The sequence below is a fragment of the Pseudomonas sp. MWU349 genome (genome assembly GCF_017947325.1).
GTDB lineage: Bacteria > Pseudomonadota > Gammaproteobacteria > Pseudomonadales > Pseudomonadaceae > Aquipseudomonas > Aquipseudomonas protegens.
Genome location: NZ_JAFEVP010000002.1, coordinates 239204 through 252344, shown reverse-complemented (window position 1 = coordinate 252344; position 13141 = coordinate 239204). Strand labels below are relative to the sequence as shown.

General features: G+C 61.3%; 16 protein-coding genes. 4 read left to right on the top strand and 12 right to left on the bottom strand.

Going from position 1 to position 13141, the window contains the following annotated elements:
• Window positions 1-50 precede the first annotated feature (50 nt).
• From KCG88_RS08300 to puuE, 4 genes are all read right to left on the bottom strand, one after another.
• Window positions 51-554, bottom strand: a complete 504-nt coding sequence (locus KCG88_RS08300; protein ID WP_011062639.1) for an ureidoglycolate lyase — start codon at window positions 552-554, stop codon at window positions 51-53.
• Between the two features lie 83 nt (window positions 555-637).
• Window positions 638-1633, bottom strand: a complete 996-nt coding sequence (alc, locus tag KCG88_RS08295) for an allantoicase (RefSeq protein WP_210712211.1) — start codon at window positions 1631-1633, stop codon at window positions 638-640.
• A gap of 95 nt (window positions 1634-1728) precedes the next feature.
• Window positions 1729-2244, bottom strand: a complete 516-nt coding sequence (gene uraD / locus KCG88_RS08290) for a 2-oxo-4-hydroxy-4-carboxy-5-ureidoimidazoline decarboxylase (protein ID WP_210712210.1) — start codon at window positions 2242-2244, stop codon at window positions 1729-1731.
• Window positions 2241-3167 (bottom strand): allantoinase PuuE, encoded by a 927-nt coding sequence (puuE, locus tag KCG88_RS08285; protein ID WP_047288372.1) that lies wholly within the window; start codon window positions 3165-3167, stop codon window positions 2241-2243. The genes uraD and puuE overlap by 4 nt, the downstream gene beginning before the upstream one ends.
• A gap of 423 nt (window positions 3168-3590) precedes the next feature.
• Between puuE and uraH the strand changes: the two genes are divergently transcribed.
• A complete protein-coding gene (uraH, locus tag KCG88_RS08280) occupies window positions 3591-3944 on the top strand; it encodes a hydroxyisourate hydrolase (RefSeq protein WP_011062635.1) in 354 nt (117 codons plus the stop codon).
• Window positions 3945-4181: 237 nt separating this feature from the next.
• On the opposite strand, the gene KCG88_RS08275 is transcribed toward uraH, so the two are convergent.
• On the bottom strand, window positions 4182-5531 hold the full coding sequence (locus tag KCG88_RS08275; RefSeq protein ID WP_047288369.1) for an NCS2 family permease: 1350 nt from the start codon (window positions 5529-5531) through the stop codon (window positions 4182-4184).
• A gap of 287 nt (window positions 5532-5818) precedes the next feature.
• Window positions 5819-6262 (bottom strand): MarR family transcriptional regulator, encoded by a 444-nt coding sequence (locus tag KCG88_RS08270; RefSeq protein WP_210712209.1) that lies wholly within the window; start codon window positions 6260-6262, stop codon window positions 5819-5821.
• Between the two features lie 82 nt (window positions 6263-6344).
• Between KCG88_RS08270 and KCG88_RS08265 the strand changes: the two genes are divergently transcribed.
• Both KCG88_RS08265 and KCG88_RS08260 read left to right on the top strand, forming a co-directional pair.
• Window positions 6345-7511, top strand: a complete 1167-nt coding sequence (locus KCG88_RS08265) for a PLP-dependent aminotransferase family protein (RefSeq protein WP_210712208.1) — start codon at window positions 6345-6347, stop codon at window positions 7509-7511.
• Between the two features lie 10 nt (window positions 7512-7521).
• Window positions 7522-8124, top strand: coding sequence for a glutathione S-transferase family protein (locus KCG88_RS08260; protein ID WP_210712207.1), 603 nt, complete (start codon window positions 7522-7524; stop codon window positions 8122-8124).
• Between the two features lie 234 nt (window positions 8125-8358).
• On the opposite strand, the gene KCG88_RS08255 is transcribed toward KCG88_RS08260, so the two are convergent.
• The 5 genes from KCG88_RS08255 to KCG88_RS08235 form a co-directional block, all read right to left on the bottom strand.
• A complete protein-coding gene (locus KCG88_RS08255) occupies window positions 8359-8730 on the bottom strand; it encodes a glutathione S-transferase N-terminal domain-containing protein (protein ID WP_210712206.1) in 372 nt (123 codons plus the stop codon).
• A 103-nt stretch (window positions 8731-8833) separates the two neighbouring features.
• Window positions 8834-9379 carry a GTP cyclohydrolase I FolE gene (folE, locus tag KCG88_RS08250; protein WP_011062625.1) on the bottom strand — a complete coding sequence of 182 codons (546 nt, stop codon included), beginning with the start codon at window positions 9377-9379 and terminating at the stop codon, window positions 8834-8836.
• 77 nt (window positions 9380-9456) lie between these two features.
• A complete protein-coding gene (locus tag KCG88_RS08245; RefSeq protein ID WP_011062624.1) occupies window positions 9457-10014 on the bottom strand; it encodes a Smr/MutS family protein in 558 nt (185 codons plus the stop codon).
• Window positions 10015-10089: 75 nt separating this feature from the next.
• On the bottom strand, window positions 10090-10410 hold the full coding sequence (locus tag KCG88_RS08240; protein ID WP_047288364.1) for a hypothetical protein: 321 nt from the start codon (window positions 10408-10410) through the stop codon (window positions 10090-10092).
• A gap of 129 nt (window positions 10411-10539) precedes the next feature.
• Window positions 10540-11130: a cysteine hydrolase family protein gene (locus KCG88_RS08235; protein ID WP_011062622.1), complete on the bottom strand. Its 591-nt coding sequence runs from the start codon at window positions 11128-11130 to the stop codon at window positions 10540-10542.
• A 240-nt stretch (window positions 11131-11370) separates the two neighbouring features.
• Between KCG88_RS08235 and prmB the strand changes: the two genes are divergently transcribed.
• The gene (prmB, locus tag KCG88_RS08230) at window positions 11371-12279 is read left to right on the top strand and encodes a 50S ribosomal protein L3 N(5)-glutamine methyltransferase (RefSeq protein ID WP_011062621.1); all 909 of its coding nucleotides are present in this window, start codon (window positions 11371-11373) and stop codon (window positions 12277-12279) included.
• A gap of 51 nt (window positions 12280-12330) precedes the next feature.
• Here the strand turns inward: prmB and KCG88_RS08225 are convergent, their stop codons facing one another.
• Window positions 12331-13122: a hypothetical protein gene (locus tag KCG88_RS08225; protein WP_047288362.1), complete on the bottom strand. Its 792-nt coding sequence runs from the start codon at window positions 13120-13122 to the stop codon at window positions 12331-12333.
• Window positions 13123-13141: the final 19 nt, after the last annotated feature.

The window sequence follows — 13141 nt, the reverse complement described above, 5'->3', positions numbered from 1 at the left end:
GTCTTTACCTCTTGCCTGCCACCCTTGTTGTCGGGTGATCAGACCTTCTCTTATTGGTGGGGGGCGAGGATCAAACGCTCATCCTCTTTGAAGAAATGCTCATCGCAGTTATTGCCAGTGCCACTGCGATCAACCACCAGGAAGTCATCCCGCTTTTCGATCGTCAGCACCGGGTGGTGCCAGACGCCGCGATGGTAATTAATGCCCTGCCTGCCATTACTGACAAAGGCACGGACCAAGCCCGATACAGGTTCATCGCCAAGTGGCGCGACCACGATCAGAAAGGGATTGCCGAGCAGCGGGATGAAAGCCTGGCTGCCCAGCGGATGGCGTTCCAGCATGCGGATGGTCAGCGGCATGTCCAGCGCGTCGGCGCGGAAGATGCTGATGATGGCCTGGTCTTCCGGCTGAGCGGTCTCGACCGTTGCCAGGCGGTGGAAGCGCATGGTCGAACCGTTGTTGATCATGAAGTGATCGCTGCCGTCGGTCTCGATTACGTCACCGAAAGGGGCGAAGGCTTCTTTGCTCAGGGGCTCAATCACTAATGTGCGCATGCTGTTCTTCTTATCTCGAGTTCGTTGTTGTCTGGTCCGTGGCTACTGCGGGCAAACCGGTCGCCCGCGCGCTGCGCGACCCTTTATTTTTTGACCTTGCCCAGCAGCCGCAGGCGGCTGACGCCACCGTCCGGGAATACATTCAGGCGCACGTGGGTAATAGCCCCCAGAGCCCTGATCTGTTCGACGAAGCTGTGTTCGGCGTGCATTTCCAGTTTCTGGCTGGGTAGCAGCTCACGCCAGAACAGGCTCTGGGTTTCGATCTGGCTGTCGGTGCCACCCTTGACGAAGGCGCCCTGGATCGAGCAGCTGTCCGGGTAGTTGCCCTTGAAGTGCAGGGTGTCGACGATGATCTTTTCGATTTCACCGGCATGGCCCAGGGCGATGATCACCCAGTCGTTGCCGGGAGTACGGCGCCGAGCGGTTTCCCAGCCGTCACCCATGTTGATGCCGCGGCCGGGGTTGGGGAGGTTGCCCATGCGCCCGAAGTGCTCGTCGGAGCAGGCCAGGGCGCGGCCGCCATTGAGGGCTGCAGCCAGGTCGATCTGTTCGTCGTCGCCGATGGCCGACCAGTCGCGGTAGGGAATGCCGTAGACCCGCAACCGTGCTACGCCGCCATCGGGGTAGATGTTGAAGCGCAGGTGGCTGAACGGCTGGTGGTTGTGGATCTCGTGGTAGTGGTGGCTGTTGCCCTGCAACTCCACCGCCGACAGCACTTCGGTCCACTGGGTGTTTTCATCCGGTTCGCCTGCGGCCAGGAAGCAGGCTTCCAGGGAGGCCGAGGGCGGGAAGTTGCCGGTGAAGAATGAAGTGTCGATGTCCACGCCCTTGATCGAGCCGGCCACGCCGAGGCGGATGACCGCACTGTCGTAGCCTTCGAAACGCTTGCGGCGTGATTCCCAGCCATCCATCCACTTGCCGTTGTCATCGAATACGCCTTCCTTCCACACCGCTGGAGTCGGTTGGAACAGACGGTTGGCGTCGGCGAACCAGTCATCGGTGACCGAGATGATCTTGGTCCCCAGCCGGGCGTCGGCCAGGTTGACGAACTTCTCGAAAGCTACGGCGTTGGTTTTCATTCTTCTTGTCTGCCTTGAATTCAGTGGCCGGGGTGCTCGCAAGGCCCTGGGAAATGCATCGGTGCAGATGCTTTCTCGGGCCAGGCGGGCAATCGCTACAGGGTCAGCAAGCGGAACAGGGCGATCTTGTTGATTTCTGCCAGTGCGCATTTGAACTCGGTGTCCACCGAGTTGTGGATGCGGGTTTCGAATGCGGCGAGGATCTGGTGCCGATTGCTGCCCTTCACCGCCATGATGAAGGGAAACTTGAACTTGGCCTTGTAGGCGTCGTTGAGCTCGGTGAAGCGCTGGAACTCTTCGGCGGTGCATTGGTGAATACCAGCGCCGGCCTGCTCATGGGTACTGGCTTCGGTCAACTGGCCCTGGACGGCGGCTTTGCCGGCCAGGTCCGGGTGAGCGTTGATCAGGGCCAGCTGGCTGGCGTGATCGGCGCTCAACAGGATGTCGCTCATGCGCTGGTGCAGGGTCTCGATCTGGTCGACGGAGGCGTCGAGCCCCAGTTCGTAGGCCTTTTCGGCAACCCACGGCGAGTGTTCGTAGATGTCGGCGAAGGCCTTGACGAACTCTTCGCGGTTCAGGGTCGAGGGCTTGAGGCTCTGGAAGGCAGTCATTTCGCCGCTCCCTGGTAAGGGTGGGTCTGTTGCCAGTGACGGGCGATGTCCACCCGGCGGCTGAACCACACTTGCTCGTGGCCCTTGACGTATTCGAGGAAGCGCTTGAGCGAGGCCAGGCGCGCCGGGCGGCCGATCAGGCGGCAGTGCAGGCCGATGGAAAGCATCTTCGGCGCTTCGGCACCTTCGGCGTAGAGCACGTCGAAGGCGTCCTTCAGGTAGTGGAAGAAGTCGTCGCCCTTGTTGAAGCCCTGCACCTGGGTAAAGCGCATGTCGTTGGTGTCCAGGGTATAGGGGATCACCAGGTGCGGCTTGCCGGTGGGGTTGTTGGGTTCCCAGTAGGGCAGGTCGTCGTCGTAGGTGTCGCAGTCATAGAGGAAGCCGCCTTCCTCCATCACCAGGCGCCGGGTGTTCGGGCCGGTGCGACCGGTGTACCAGCCCAATGGGCGTTCGCCGGTGATTTCGGTGAGGATGCGGATCGCTTCGAGCATGTGCTCGCGTTCCTGGGCCTCGTCCATGTACTGGTAGTCGATCCAGCGGTAGCCGTGGCTGCAGATCTCGTGGCCAGCTTCGACCATGGCGCGGATTACGTCCGGGTGACGCTGGGCGGCCATGGCCACGGCGAAGATCGTCAGCGGAATGTCGAATTCCTTGAACAGCTTGAGGATCCGCCAGACGCCGGCACGGCTGCCATACTCGTACAGCGATTCCATGCTCATGTTGCGCTCGCCCTGCAGCGGTTGCGCCGAGACCATTTCCGAGAGGAAGGCTTCCGACTCCTTGTCGCCATGAAGAATGTTGCGCTCGCCGCCCTCTTCGTAATTGAGCACGAAGGACAGGGCGACGCGGGCATTGCCCGGCCAGTGAGGGTGAGGAGGGTTGGAGCCGTAACCGATCAGGTCGCGAGGGTAGTCAGCGCTCACTGCAGTCTTCCTTCTTATTCGTGATAACGGTGGCGTGGCGGAACCTGAAGCCGGAAAGCCAGGTGGGCGTCACTGCGATGGAATTATTGTATACAAGTTTGTCTTCACTTTGTAAGCCTGATTTTTTGCATTTTTCCGCTTTTATCGCTAGGGCTGTCACCTGCAAGAAACTTGCCTGGATGGTCAGCTAATGGATGGCAAGTCGTCTGTCGCTATGGCGTTCAGGCAAATCTGCTGATGCATTCGAAGGGGCGCGGGGCCGGGAATATTTGCGATTATTATTGTGTACAATTTTTTTTAAAAATGTCTTAATCTTGCTCTCGCCGCAGCTTTTCACCGGTCGAAACGCTGCGGTCTCCTTCACTTACTGACTCCGGGAGGCGCGAGGCCTGAACGCTTGAAGGCGCCAGGCACGCAGAATCAATGGGACGTTTGACTACACACGTTTTGGATGCCGCACATGGCTGCCCTGGCAGCGCTATCAAGGTCGAGCTGTATCGAGTGGAAGGGGCCCAGCTGGAATTGGTCGCCAGCACCCTGACCAACAGCGATGGCCGTTGCGATGCCCCGCTGCTGCAGGGTGATGACTACCGTTCCGGGGTGTACCAGCTGCACTTTCATGCCGGTGACTACTACCGTGCCCGTGGTGTGCAACTGCCGCAGCCGGCGTTCCTGGATGTGGTGGTACTGCGGTTCGGCATCAGCGCCGAGCAGGACCACTATCACGTACCGCTACTGATCTCGCCTTACAGCTATTCGACCTACAGAGGAAGCTAGGACTTTCCCCCCAAGAATCCTGCGCAAATAGCTTCTTTGGTCCTTGCCCGCCCACACTGCGGGCTTTTTTTCGTCTGGCATAAAGCCTTCACCGGCCGTCGGCTCCACCCGTTCCCGCAGGAGCCGGCTCGCCGCCCAAAGGGCCCTGTGGCCGCGCCGGACCTGCTGGCCACAGCCGGTCAGCGGCAACGAAAAAGCCCCATCCAGCGGGATGGGGCCTGTGTGGTGCAGGGCACTCTAGAGGAAAATGAACTTGGCGATGAAAATCGCGCACAGCACATACAGGCTGATGGAGATTTCCTTGTACTTGCCGGTGCCGGCCTTCAGCACCACATAGGTGATGAAGCCCAGGGCAATGCCATCGGCGACGGAAAAGGTCAGGGGCATCATGATCGCGGTGACGATGGCCGGAATGCTGTCGGTGGCCTCCTCCCAGTTGATGTGGGCCATGCCGCCCATCATCAGCATCGCCACATAGATCAGGGCGCCGGCGGTGGCATAGGCGGGGATCATGCCTGCCAGGGGGGCGAAGAACATCGCGGCAATGAACAGCACGCCCACGGTGACCGCCGTCAGCCCGGTGCGGCCACCAGCGGCGACCCCGGCGGCACTTTCCACATAGCTGGTGACTGGTGGTACGCCGACCACGGCGCCGAACACGCTGGAGGCACTGTCCGCCTTGAGTGCGCGGGAGAGGTTCTCGATCTTGCCATCGGCGTTCACCAGGCCGGCGCGCTGGGCCACGCCCATCAGGGTGCCGGCGGTGTCGAACATGTGCACGAAGAGGAACGCCAGGACCACGCTGATCATGCTGACGTTGAACACTCCGGCGATGTCCATGGCCATCCAGGTCGGCGCCAGGCTCGGCGGAGTGGACATGATCCCGTTGTAGTGCACCAGGTCCAGGCCCCAGCCGGCCAGGGTCACGGCGATGATGCTGATGAGAATCGCGCCGAAGACCCGGTGATAGCTGAGCACTGCGATCATCAAGAAGCAGACGGCCGCCAGCAGGGGGCCGGGGTCCCGCAGGTTACCGAGCTTGATCAGGGTGGCCGGGCTGTCGACGATGATGTTGGCCGTCTTCAGGCCGATCAGGCCGAGAAACAGCCCGACCCCGGCACCCATGGCGAACCGCAGGCTCACCGGAATGCTGTTGAGCAGCCATTCACGTACCCGCGACAGGGTCAGGAACATGAACAGCACACCGGAAATGAACACCGCGCCAAGGGCGGTTTCCCAGTGGTAGCCCATGGTGCCGACCACGGTGTAGGTGAAGAAGGCGTTGAGCCCCATGCCCGGGGCCAGGCCCACCGGCCAGTTGGCGTACAGGCCCATCAACAGGCAACCCAGGGCGGCGGCGATGCAGGTGGCGACGAAGGCTGCGCCGTGATCGATGCCGGCGTCGGCCATGATGTTGGGGTTGACGAAGATGATGTAAGCCATGGTGATGAAGGTTGTCAGACCGGCAATCAACTCGGTCTTCACCGTGGTGCCATGCAATCTGAGTTTGAAGATGCGCTCCAGCCAGCCGCTGTTCAGCGACGGCGAGAGATCGAGCGTAGAGGCTTCGGATTTGCGGCTTTCCACAGCGAGTACTCCTCAAGAGTTTTATTGTTTTTTCCAGAGCCGGACACGCAAGGGTGGGCAGCGGCTCTTTGAGGCAGGTAAGGCGTGCGGGTTTTGTTGACCTTCGGGTCAAGAACTCGTCGGGCGAATTATGCGTTTGTATACAAAGAAAGCAAATAATGTTTTTTAGGTTGTGTGCGAAAAATCCGTGAACATGGCTATATCGCGGCCCCGACGTTGCGTCGGGGTGTGCAAGGGTTTGGGGCAAGTTCGGGGCCGGTGCACCAATGAATGGCGCCCGCAGGGGTTCAGTCTTCGACGGGTTTGCCGGCCAGCGCCTGGTTCACCGCCAGCCAGCCATTGACCGCACTCTCGCCAGCTTCGCTGAAGGCCCGTTGCAGGAGTTTGACTTGCTCGCGGCGCAGGGATTGCTCGAAGCCTGTGCCATCGGCGGTCAATTGCAACAGGCGCTTACGCTTGTCGCTGTCCGGGGCGACGCTGTCCACCAGATGCATTTCCATCAATTGGCGCAACGGTGTGTTCAATGCCTGCTTGCTCACCCCCAGCAGATTGAGCAGTTCCTTGACGCTGAGCCCGGGATAGAGGGCGATGAAAAACACGATGCGCTGGTGTACCCGGCTCAGGCCCCGGCGTTCGAGCATTTCGTCGGCCTTGGCGGTAAACGCCTGATAGCCGAAGAAGAAGGCTTCCATGGCCGCTTGTTGCGAAGCCTGGTTTTTAAGGTCAAGCATATTGACGTATCTACAAAGGTCGGCGTAATTTCGGTCAAGCAGTTTGACGTATTTTCCTCAGCCTTCGCTAGCGGTGATCTCCATGGCCTTCTCCGAACGTGTATCGCGTCTCAAAAGCTCTCTGATCCGTGAAATCCTTGCCGCGGCCCAGCGCCCGGAAGTGATGTCGTTCGCCGGGGGCCTGCCGGCCGAAGTGATGCTGCCCAAGGTGCAATGGCAGGACATGCCGTTGGCCATGGGCCAATACGGCATGAGCGAAGGCGAGCCGCAATTGCGTGAAGCCCTGGCGGCCCAGGCGCGCCAGCTCGGGGTGCCTTGCGAGGCGAGCCAGGTGCTGGTGGTCAGTGGTTCCCAGCAAACCCTCGACCTGGCGGCCAAGCTGTACATCGACAAGGGCACTCAGATCATGCTGGAAGCGCCGACCTACCTGGCGGCCCTGCAGATTTTCCAGCTCTTCGGCGCCGACTGCCTGACCGTACCGCTGCAGGCCGATGGGCCGGACCTGGCGCAAATGCGCACGAGCCTGGAACGGCACCGACCGGCGTTCATCTACCTGATCCCGACGTTCCAGAACCCATCGGCGGTGCGCTACAGCGAAGCCAAGCGTGATGCCGTGGCGGCTTTGCTGGACGAGTTCGGCGTGACCCTGATCGAGGACGAGCCCTACCGCGAGCTGACGTTCGATGGTGGCAGTGCCAGGCCTATTGTCGGCCGCCTGGAAAAAGCCAGTTGGATCTACACCGGCACCGTGTCTAAAACCCTGTTGCCGGGCCTGCGGGTGGGGTATCTGATAGCCAGCCCGGACCTGTTTGCGCACCTGCTGCGGCTGAAGCAGTCGGCGGACCTGCACACCAATCGGGTCGGCCAGTGGCAGGCCATGCAGTGGATCGGCAGCGAGCAGTATCAGACGCACCTGGATCAGTTGCGCAGTTTCTATCGCCAGCGCCGGGATGAATTCCAGGGCGCCTTGCTCAACCATTTTGCCGACTTGGCGGATTGGCAGGTGCCCCAGGGCGGATTGTTTTTCTGGCTGAGCTTGAAACAGCCCCTGGATACCCGCACTTTGCTCAATTCGGCGTTGGAGCACGACGTCACATTCATGCCTGGTGAGCCGTTCTTCGCCGATCCGGAGCGCAACCCTGGGCATCTGCGGTTGAATTTCAGCCATATCGATCCGGCGCGGCTGGACGAAGGCCTCAAGCGGCTGGCCACCGTGATACGTCAAGCACAGGCTGCACAGGCAGCCTAAGGGGAGGGCCATGTACAAGGTTTATGGCGATTACCGTTCGGGCAACTGCTACAAGATCAAGCTGATGTTCAATCTGCTGGGGCTGCCTTATGAATGGCAGGCGATGGATATTCTCGGGGGCGATACCCAGACCGAGGCCTTCCTGGCGAAGAACCCCAACGGCAAGATTCCGGTTCTGGAACTGGAAGACGGCACCTGCCTGTGGGAGTCCAACGCGATTCTCAACTTCCTTGCCGACGGCAGTCAGTTCCTGCCCAGCGAACCTCGCTTGCGCACCCAGGTTCTGCAATGGCAGTTCTTCGAGCAGTACAGCCATGAGCCCTACATCGCGGTGGCGCGTTTCATCCAGCTTTACGAGGGGCTGCCCGAGGAGCGCCGCGAGGAATACCTGAAGTTGCACAAGCGTGGCTACAAGGCGCTGGACGTGATGGAGAAACAATTGAGCCGCACCCCGTACCTGGTGGGCGAGCATTATTCGATCGCCGATATCGCGCTCTATGCCTACACCCACGTGGCCGATGAAGGTGGTTTCGACTTGAGCCGCTACCCGAGCATCCAGGCCTGGATGCAGCGGGTGCAAAGCCATCCGCGGCATGTGCCGATGCTCGACTGAGCGGGCGTTGCGTAGACCACTGAACCGGCCTTGTGCCGGTTCAGTGCTTTGTGCAGCAACTCCATGGCATCCGCCGGTCTGGCTTTGGCGCAGTAGCTCATCGCTGCACTGCGGCGCCGGGCTCATTGGCTGGCCGCTGCACCGCCAAGGCCGAAGCGGTGCGGCGTGGCAATGAGGTGGAGGTGCTCTTTTCCCCGGCTTGCTGCGGGACGATTGAGTCGGGACTGGAGGGGCTCAGACGGTCGCGAAGCGCTGGTTCAGGTAATCGATGATCAACTTGGATTCATACATCCAGGTGGTCTGGCCGTTCTCTTCGATGCGCAGGCACGGCACCTTGATCTTGCCGCCCTGCTCTAACAGGGTCTGGCGGTCCTGTTCGTTGTTTTTGGCGTCGCGCAGGGCCGCCGGCACATTCAGGCGATGCAGGGTACGGCGGGTCTTCACGCAGAACGGGCAGGCGTGAAACTGGTAAAGGGTCAGGCCCTTGGCGGCTTCCGCGACTTGCGCCTGAGCGGCGGCGTCCCGCTGCTGCTTGCGTGGGCGGGTGATGAAGTCGATGAAAATGATGAGTTGGCCCAGGCCGACTCGCAGCGCTTTGACGATCACGGTTATTGCCTCTTGCCCATGAATGAAGGGGCGGCAGCTTACCTGATTTTTCCCGGGCGAAAAAAAACCGGCGATCAACGCCGGTTTTTTCGCCAGCAGCCTGTTACTTGATCAGGCTGAGGAATTCGCTGCGGGTCGCGGCATTCTCGCGGAACTCGCCCAGCATCACCGAGGTGATCATCGACGAATTCTGTTTCTCCACACCGCGCATCATCATGCACATGTGCTTGGCCTCGATCACCACGGCCACCCCGAGGGCGCCGGTCACTTGTTGGACGGCGTCGGCGATCTGCCGGCTGAGGTTTTCCTGGATCTGCAGGCGGCGGGCATACATATCGACGATGCGCGCGACTTTCGACAGCCCCAGGACCTTGCCGCTGGGAATGTAGGCGACGTGGGCCTTGCCGATGAACGGCAGCAGGTGGTGTTCGCACAACGAGTAGAGCTCGATGTCCTTGACCAGGACCATTTCGCTGTTGTCGGAGCTGAACAAGGCACCGTTGGTGACCTCTTCCAGGGTTTGGGCATAACCGCGGCAGAGGTACTGCATGGCTTTGGCGGCACGCTTGGGCGTGTCGAGCAGGCCCTCGCGGGAGACGTCCTCGCCCAGTTGGCCGAGGATCGCGGTGTAATTCTGTTCCAGGGACATGAAACTACCTGTGGGATTTTACGCAAAGGGCAAGGGTACGGTGGCGGACACGACGCTGCAAGCGTGATGCAGCGGCTTTATTCGTCGCGGCCTTCCATCATGGTGCGCTTGAGCATGACGTACAGCGCCCCGGTACCGCCATGCCTGGCCTGGCAGGAAGTGAAGCCCAGCACCTGCGGATGCTGGCGCAGCCAGGTGTTGACGTGGCTCTTGATCATCGGTCGCTTGCCGTCCAGGCGCACAGCCTTGCCGTGGGTGACGCGCACGCAGCGGATTTCGAACTGGGTGGCTTCGGCGAGAAAGGCCCACAGGGTTTCCCGGGCCTTTTCCACGGTCATGCCATGCAGGTCGAGGCTGCCTTCAAAGGGGATCTGGCCGATCTTCAGCTTGCGCATCTGGCTTTCCTGGACCCCGTCGCGGGCCCACATCAGCTCGTCTTCCGGCCCCACGTCGATGACGAACTGGTCGGACAGCCCGTCCACCGTGGTGGTCTCGCTGCGTACGGTGGCCGCCTGGCGCAACTTGGCGATCTGTGCCCGGTCGCTTTTGGGTTTGCCTGTATCGGCACGATCGTGCTTGATCGGCTTGACGCCGCGGATCTCGTTTTTGAACAGGGAAAAATCGTCGTCTTGCATGTCAGCCTCCGCGAAGGGCGGCTAGTTTACCCAACTCGGAACACCTTAAGGCGCGCAAATCGCGCCAGAGGAATGTCAGTCGTGTTTTTTCATCAGGTGCGGCGCCATGTTCAGCGCCAGGGGCTGGCGCATGCGCCGTCGGCAGCGCCGCCACAAGCGTACGCCGACATACAGCAGCAACAGGCCGATCACCAGGATCACCGCCGAGCCCGCCGGGCTGGCATTCATTTCCCCCAGCGCCGGGGCACGGCCCAGCAGGCTCGCAGTACCGGCCATCGCCAGCAGCACGCCGAATGTCGCCAGCAGCGCGGAGAATCCCGCACCCAGGCGCAACCGCCAGTTTCGCGGGCTTTTGGGCCGCAATCGGCGTGCGTCAAAACCATCGGATATCTTCATTCCGACCTTCCTCAATGGGTATCGGCCCTTCGACCGGAAGTTGACCGGGTGGTTCCTGAGGCTAAGGCAATTGCTGCAAAGGCGAGGGGTTTATGGATGAGCGGCCCGCCAGCCGCTCACCAGGGCTGATCAGATCAGGCTTGCGGTCTGGGCGAGGGTGGCGAAGTTGTCGGCCATGATTGCCATTTCGGTTTGCTGAACGTGCTCGGCACTGAGGATGCCACCCTTGTAGGGCAGGTCGCGGGTGGCGCAGGCGTCTTCTACCAGGGTGCAGCGAAAGCCCAGGTTCTTGGCCGCGCGCACGGTGGTGCTGACGCTGGAGTGGCTCATGAAACCGGCGACGATCAGGTCCAGGGAGCCGAGGTCCTGCAGGCGCTTTTCCAGTTCGGTGCCGTGGAACGCGCTGGGCAGCAGTTTGCCGATGATGGTTTCGTCGCCTTGGGGTTCAAGGCCGGGAATGAATTCGCCGCGCTCGCCTTGTGGGTCGAACAGGCCGCCGACGGTACCGAGGTGGCGTACGTGCACCACTGGGCGACCGGCAGCCCGGGCCGCGGCCAGCAGTTGGCGGATGTTGGCCACTGCCGCGTCCATGCCGGACAGGGCCAGCGGGCCGCTGAGGTATTCTTTCTGGGCGTCGATGATCACAAGGGTCGCGTGGCTCAAATTGGCCGCTGCATAACCACGACCGCTGAGTTGAAACATCGTCTTTGGAACGGACATTCTGGGGCTCCTGTGAGTGGGGCTTTTGCGCCATTGTCCTCTGGCGGAGCGCTTCTGTGAATCGCTACTAACGTAAGGTGCGCCGTTGCTGGCCTGCAGCCTTGTCAAGTGGGGCAAGGTATGCAGCCTACCCGAGCAAAAAAACGCTTGAACACCATTGCCCGTCGCAGGTTTTTCATTCGTCGTCGGCAAGCGTTTTGGCTGTTAGAATCGCCGGTCGTTTTGTCAGGAGTCTGTCCCGTGATCACTTCCCGCCTGCGCACCTTGCGCGACCATATCCGCTGGGCTGTCAGCCGCTTTCATGGGGAGGATCTGTTCTTCGGCCATGGTACCGACAATGCCTGGGACGAGGCCCGTCAACTGGTGCTCGGCGCCTTGCACCTGCCTTGGGAAATTGCCGACAGCTACCTCGATTGCGCGTTGGAAGACGACGAGCTGGTCCATGTGCAGCACCTGCTCAAGCGCCGTATCCAGGAGCGCGTGCCTACCGCCTACCTGCTGGGCGAGGCCTGGTTCTGCGGCATGTCGTTCATTGTCGATGAGCGCGTGCTGATTCCCCGTTCGCCGATTGGCGAGCTGATCGAAAAACGTTTCGAACCCTGGCTGGGCAGCGAGCCGGCACGGATTCTCGACCTGTGTACCGGTTCCGGCTGCATCGGTATCGCTTGTGCCTATGAGTTCCGTGATGCCGAGGTGGTGTTGGCGGACCTGTCTTTCGAAGCCCTCGAAGTGGCCAACCAGAACATCGAGCGCCATGGCGTCGATGAGCGAGTGTTCACGGTCCAGGGCGACGGTTTCGATGGCCTGCCCGGGCAGCGCTTCGACCTGATCGTGTCCAACCCGCCCTATGTCGATGCCGAAGACTTCGCCGACATGCCGGATGAATACCAGCACGAGCCCGAGCTGGGCCTGGCCTGTGGCGAAGATGGCCTGAACCTGGTGCGGCGGATGCTGGCCGAGGCGGCGGACCACCTGACCGAGAAGGGCTTGCTGATTGTCGAGGTGGGCAACAGCCAGGTGCATGTCGAGGCGCTGTACCCGGAGGTCGACTTCGCCTGGCTGGACTTCGAGCGCGGTGGCCACGGTGTGTTCATGCTGACCGCGGAGCAGTGCCGCGAACATCAGGCGTTGTTCGCGTCCCGGGTCTGAGCCGATTGCCGGCCCGCGCAACGCGGGCCTCTGGCGGTCAGGCGTTGCGGCTCAGCGATGAGTCGCAATCCAGATCAGCAGCCCGGCCTGGAACACCGCAAAGGCCACCAGGCAGGTGATGGTGAAGCGCAGACCGGTGTCCTCGCGCTTGTACTTGGTGACTTTCTCTTCCTGCTTGCGCAGCTTCACTTCCAGTTCTTCAAGATTCTGTTCGGCCTGCTGGAGCATCTGCGCCGCTTCCAGAATCTCCACGAACTGCAGCTTTTCGCTATTCCACTGGCTCAGCAGTTCACCCACCTGGACATCCTTGACGCTGCCCTTGAGGTGCTGGGCATCGGCATACACCACATCGAAACCCTGGGTGCGCAGCACGTGGTCACGACGCAGGCGCGTGTCTTCGTTGAGGGCATCCTTGTTCGCTAGGTCGAAGCCGTCGACCCGGTAGTGCGGCCACTTCTTCTGGGCCCACAGCGCTGCCTGGGCCAGCAGGAAACGGCCGATTCCGCGGTTCAGCGGTTCGACCTGCAGGCCGCCTTCGGGCTCGAAGTGCACCCGGCGAGTGTCGTGCTCGACCCACACATCCAGGTGATTCTGTTCCTTGCGCACCCGTTGGCCGGGGAGGCTGATGGTCATGCGCAGCAGGCTGTGCTCTTTGTTGCTGCGTTCGGCATAACCGAACTCGACAAAGCGCAGAGGCCGCCCGCCCGTGGCGCGATCGGTCTGCAAGGGGGCCAGGCGCAGCATCTTGTGATGCTCGGCCTGCACATCGGCCCACGGCAGCGGCGGCGCTTCCGGGGCTGCGGCTTCCTGCTCGGTGGCGGGTGAATTCGGGGTATCAGTCATAACGGCGAGATCCTGTCCA

Coding starts and splice junctions, on each gene's coding strand:
- KCG88_RS08245 (WP_011062624.1), bottom strand. CDS start 10,014: ATGCAAGACGACGATTTTTCCCTGTTCAAAAACGAGATCCGCGGCGTC.
- KCG88_RS08225 (WP_047288362.1), bottom strand. CDS start 13,122: ATGACTGATACCCCGAATTCACCCGCCACCGAGCAGGAAGCCGCAGCC.
- uraD (WP_210712210.1), bottom strand. CDS start 2,244: ATGACTGCCTTCCAGAGCCTCAAGCCCTCGACCCTGAACCGCGAAGAG.
- uraH (WP_011062635.1), top strand. CDS start 3,591: ATGGGACGTTTGACTACACACGTTTTGGATGCCGCACATGGCTGCCCT.
- KCG88_RS08265 (WP_210712208.1), top strand. CDS start 6,345: ATGGCCTTCTCCGAACGTGTATCGCGTCTCAAAAGCTCTCTGATCCGT.
- KCG88_RS08240 (WP_047288364.1), bottom strand. CDS start 10,410: ATGAAGATATCCGATGGTTTTGACGCACGCCGATTGCGGCCCAAAAGC.
- KCG88_RS08270 (WP_210712209.1), bottom strand. CDS start 6,262: ATGCTTGACCTTAAAAACCAGGCTTCGCAACAAGCGGCCATGGAAGCC.
- KCG88_RS08260 (WP_210712207.1), top strand. CDS start 7,522: ATGTACAAGGTTTATGGCGATTACCGTTCGGGCAACTGCTACAAGATC.
- alc (WP_210712211.1), bottom strand. CDS start 1,633: ATGAAAACCAACGCCGTAGCTTTCGAGAAGTTCGTCAACCTGGCCGAC.
- KCG88_RS08300 (WP_011062639.1), bottom strand. CDS start 554: ATGCGCACATTAGTGATTGAGCCCCTGAGCAAAGAAGCCTTCGCCCCT.
- KCG88_RS08235 (WP_011062622.1), bottom strand. CDS start 11,130: ATGTCCGTTCCAAAGACGATGTTTCAACTCAGCGGTCGTGGTTATGCA.
- folE (WP_011062625.1), bottom strand. CDS start 9,379: ATGTCCCTGGAACAGAATTACACCGCGATCCTCGGCCAACTGGGCGAG.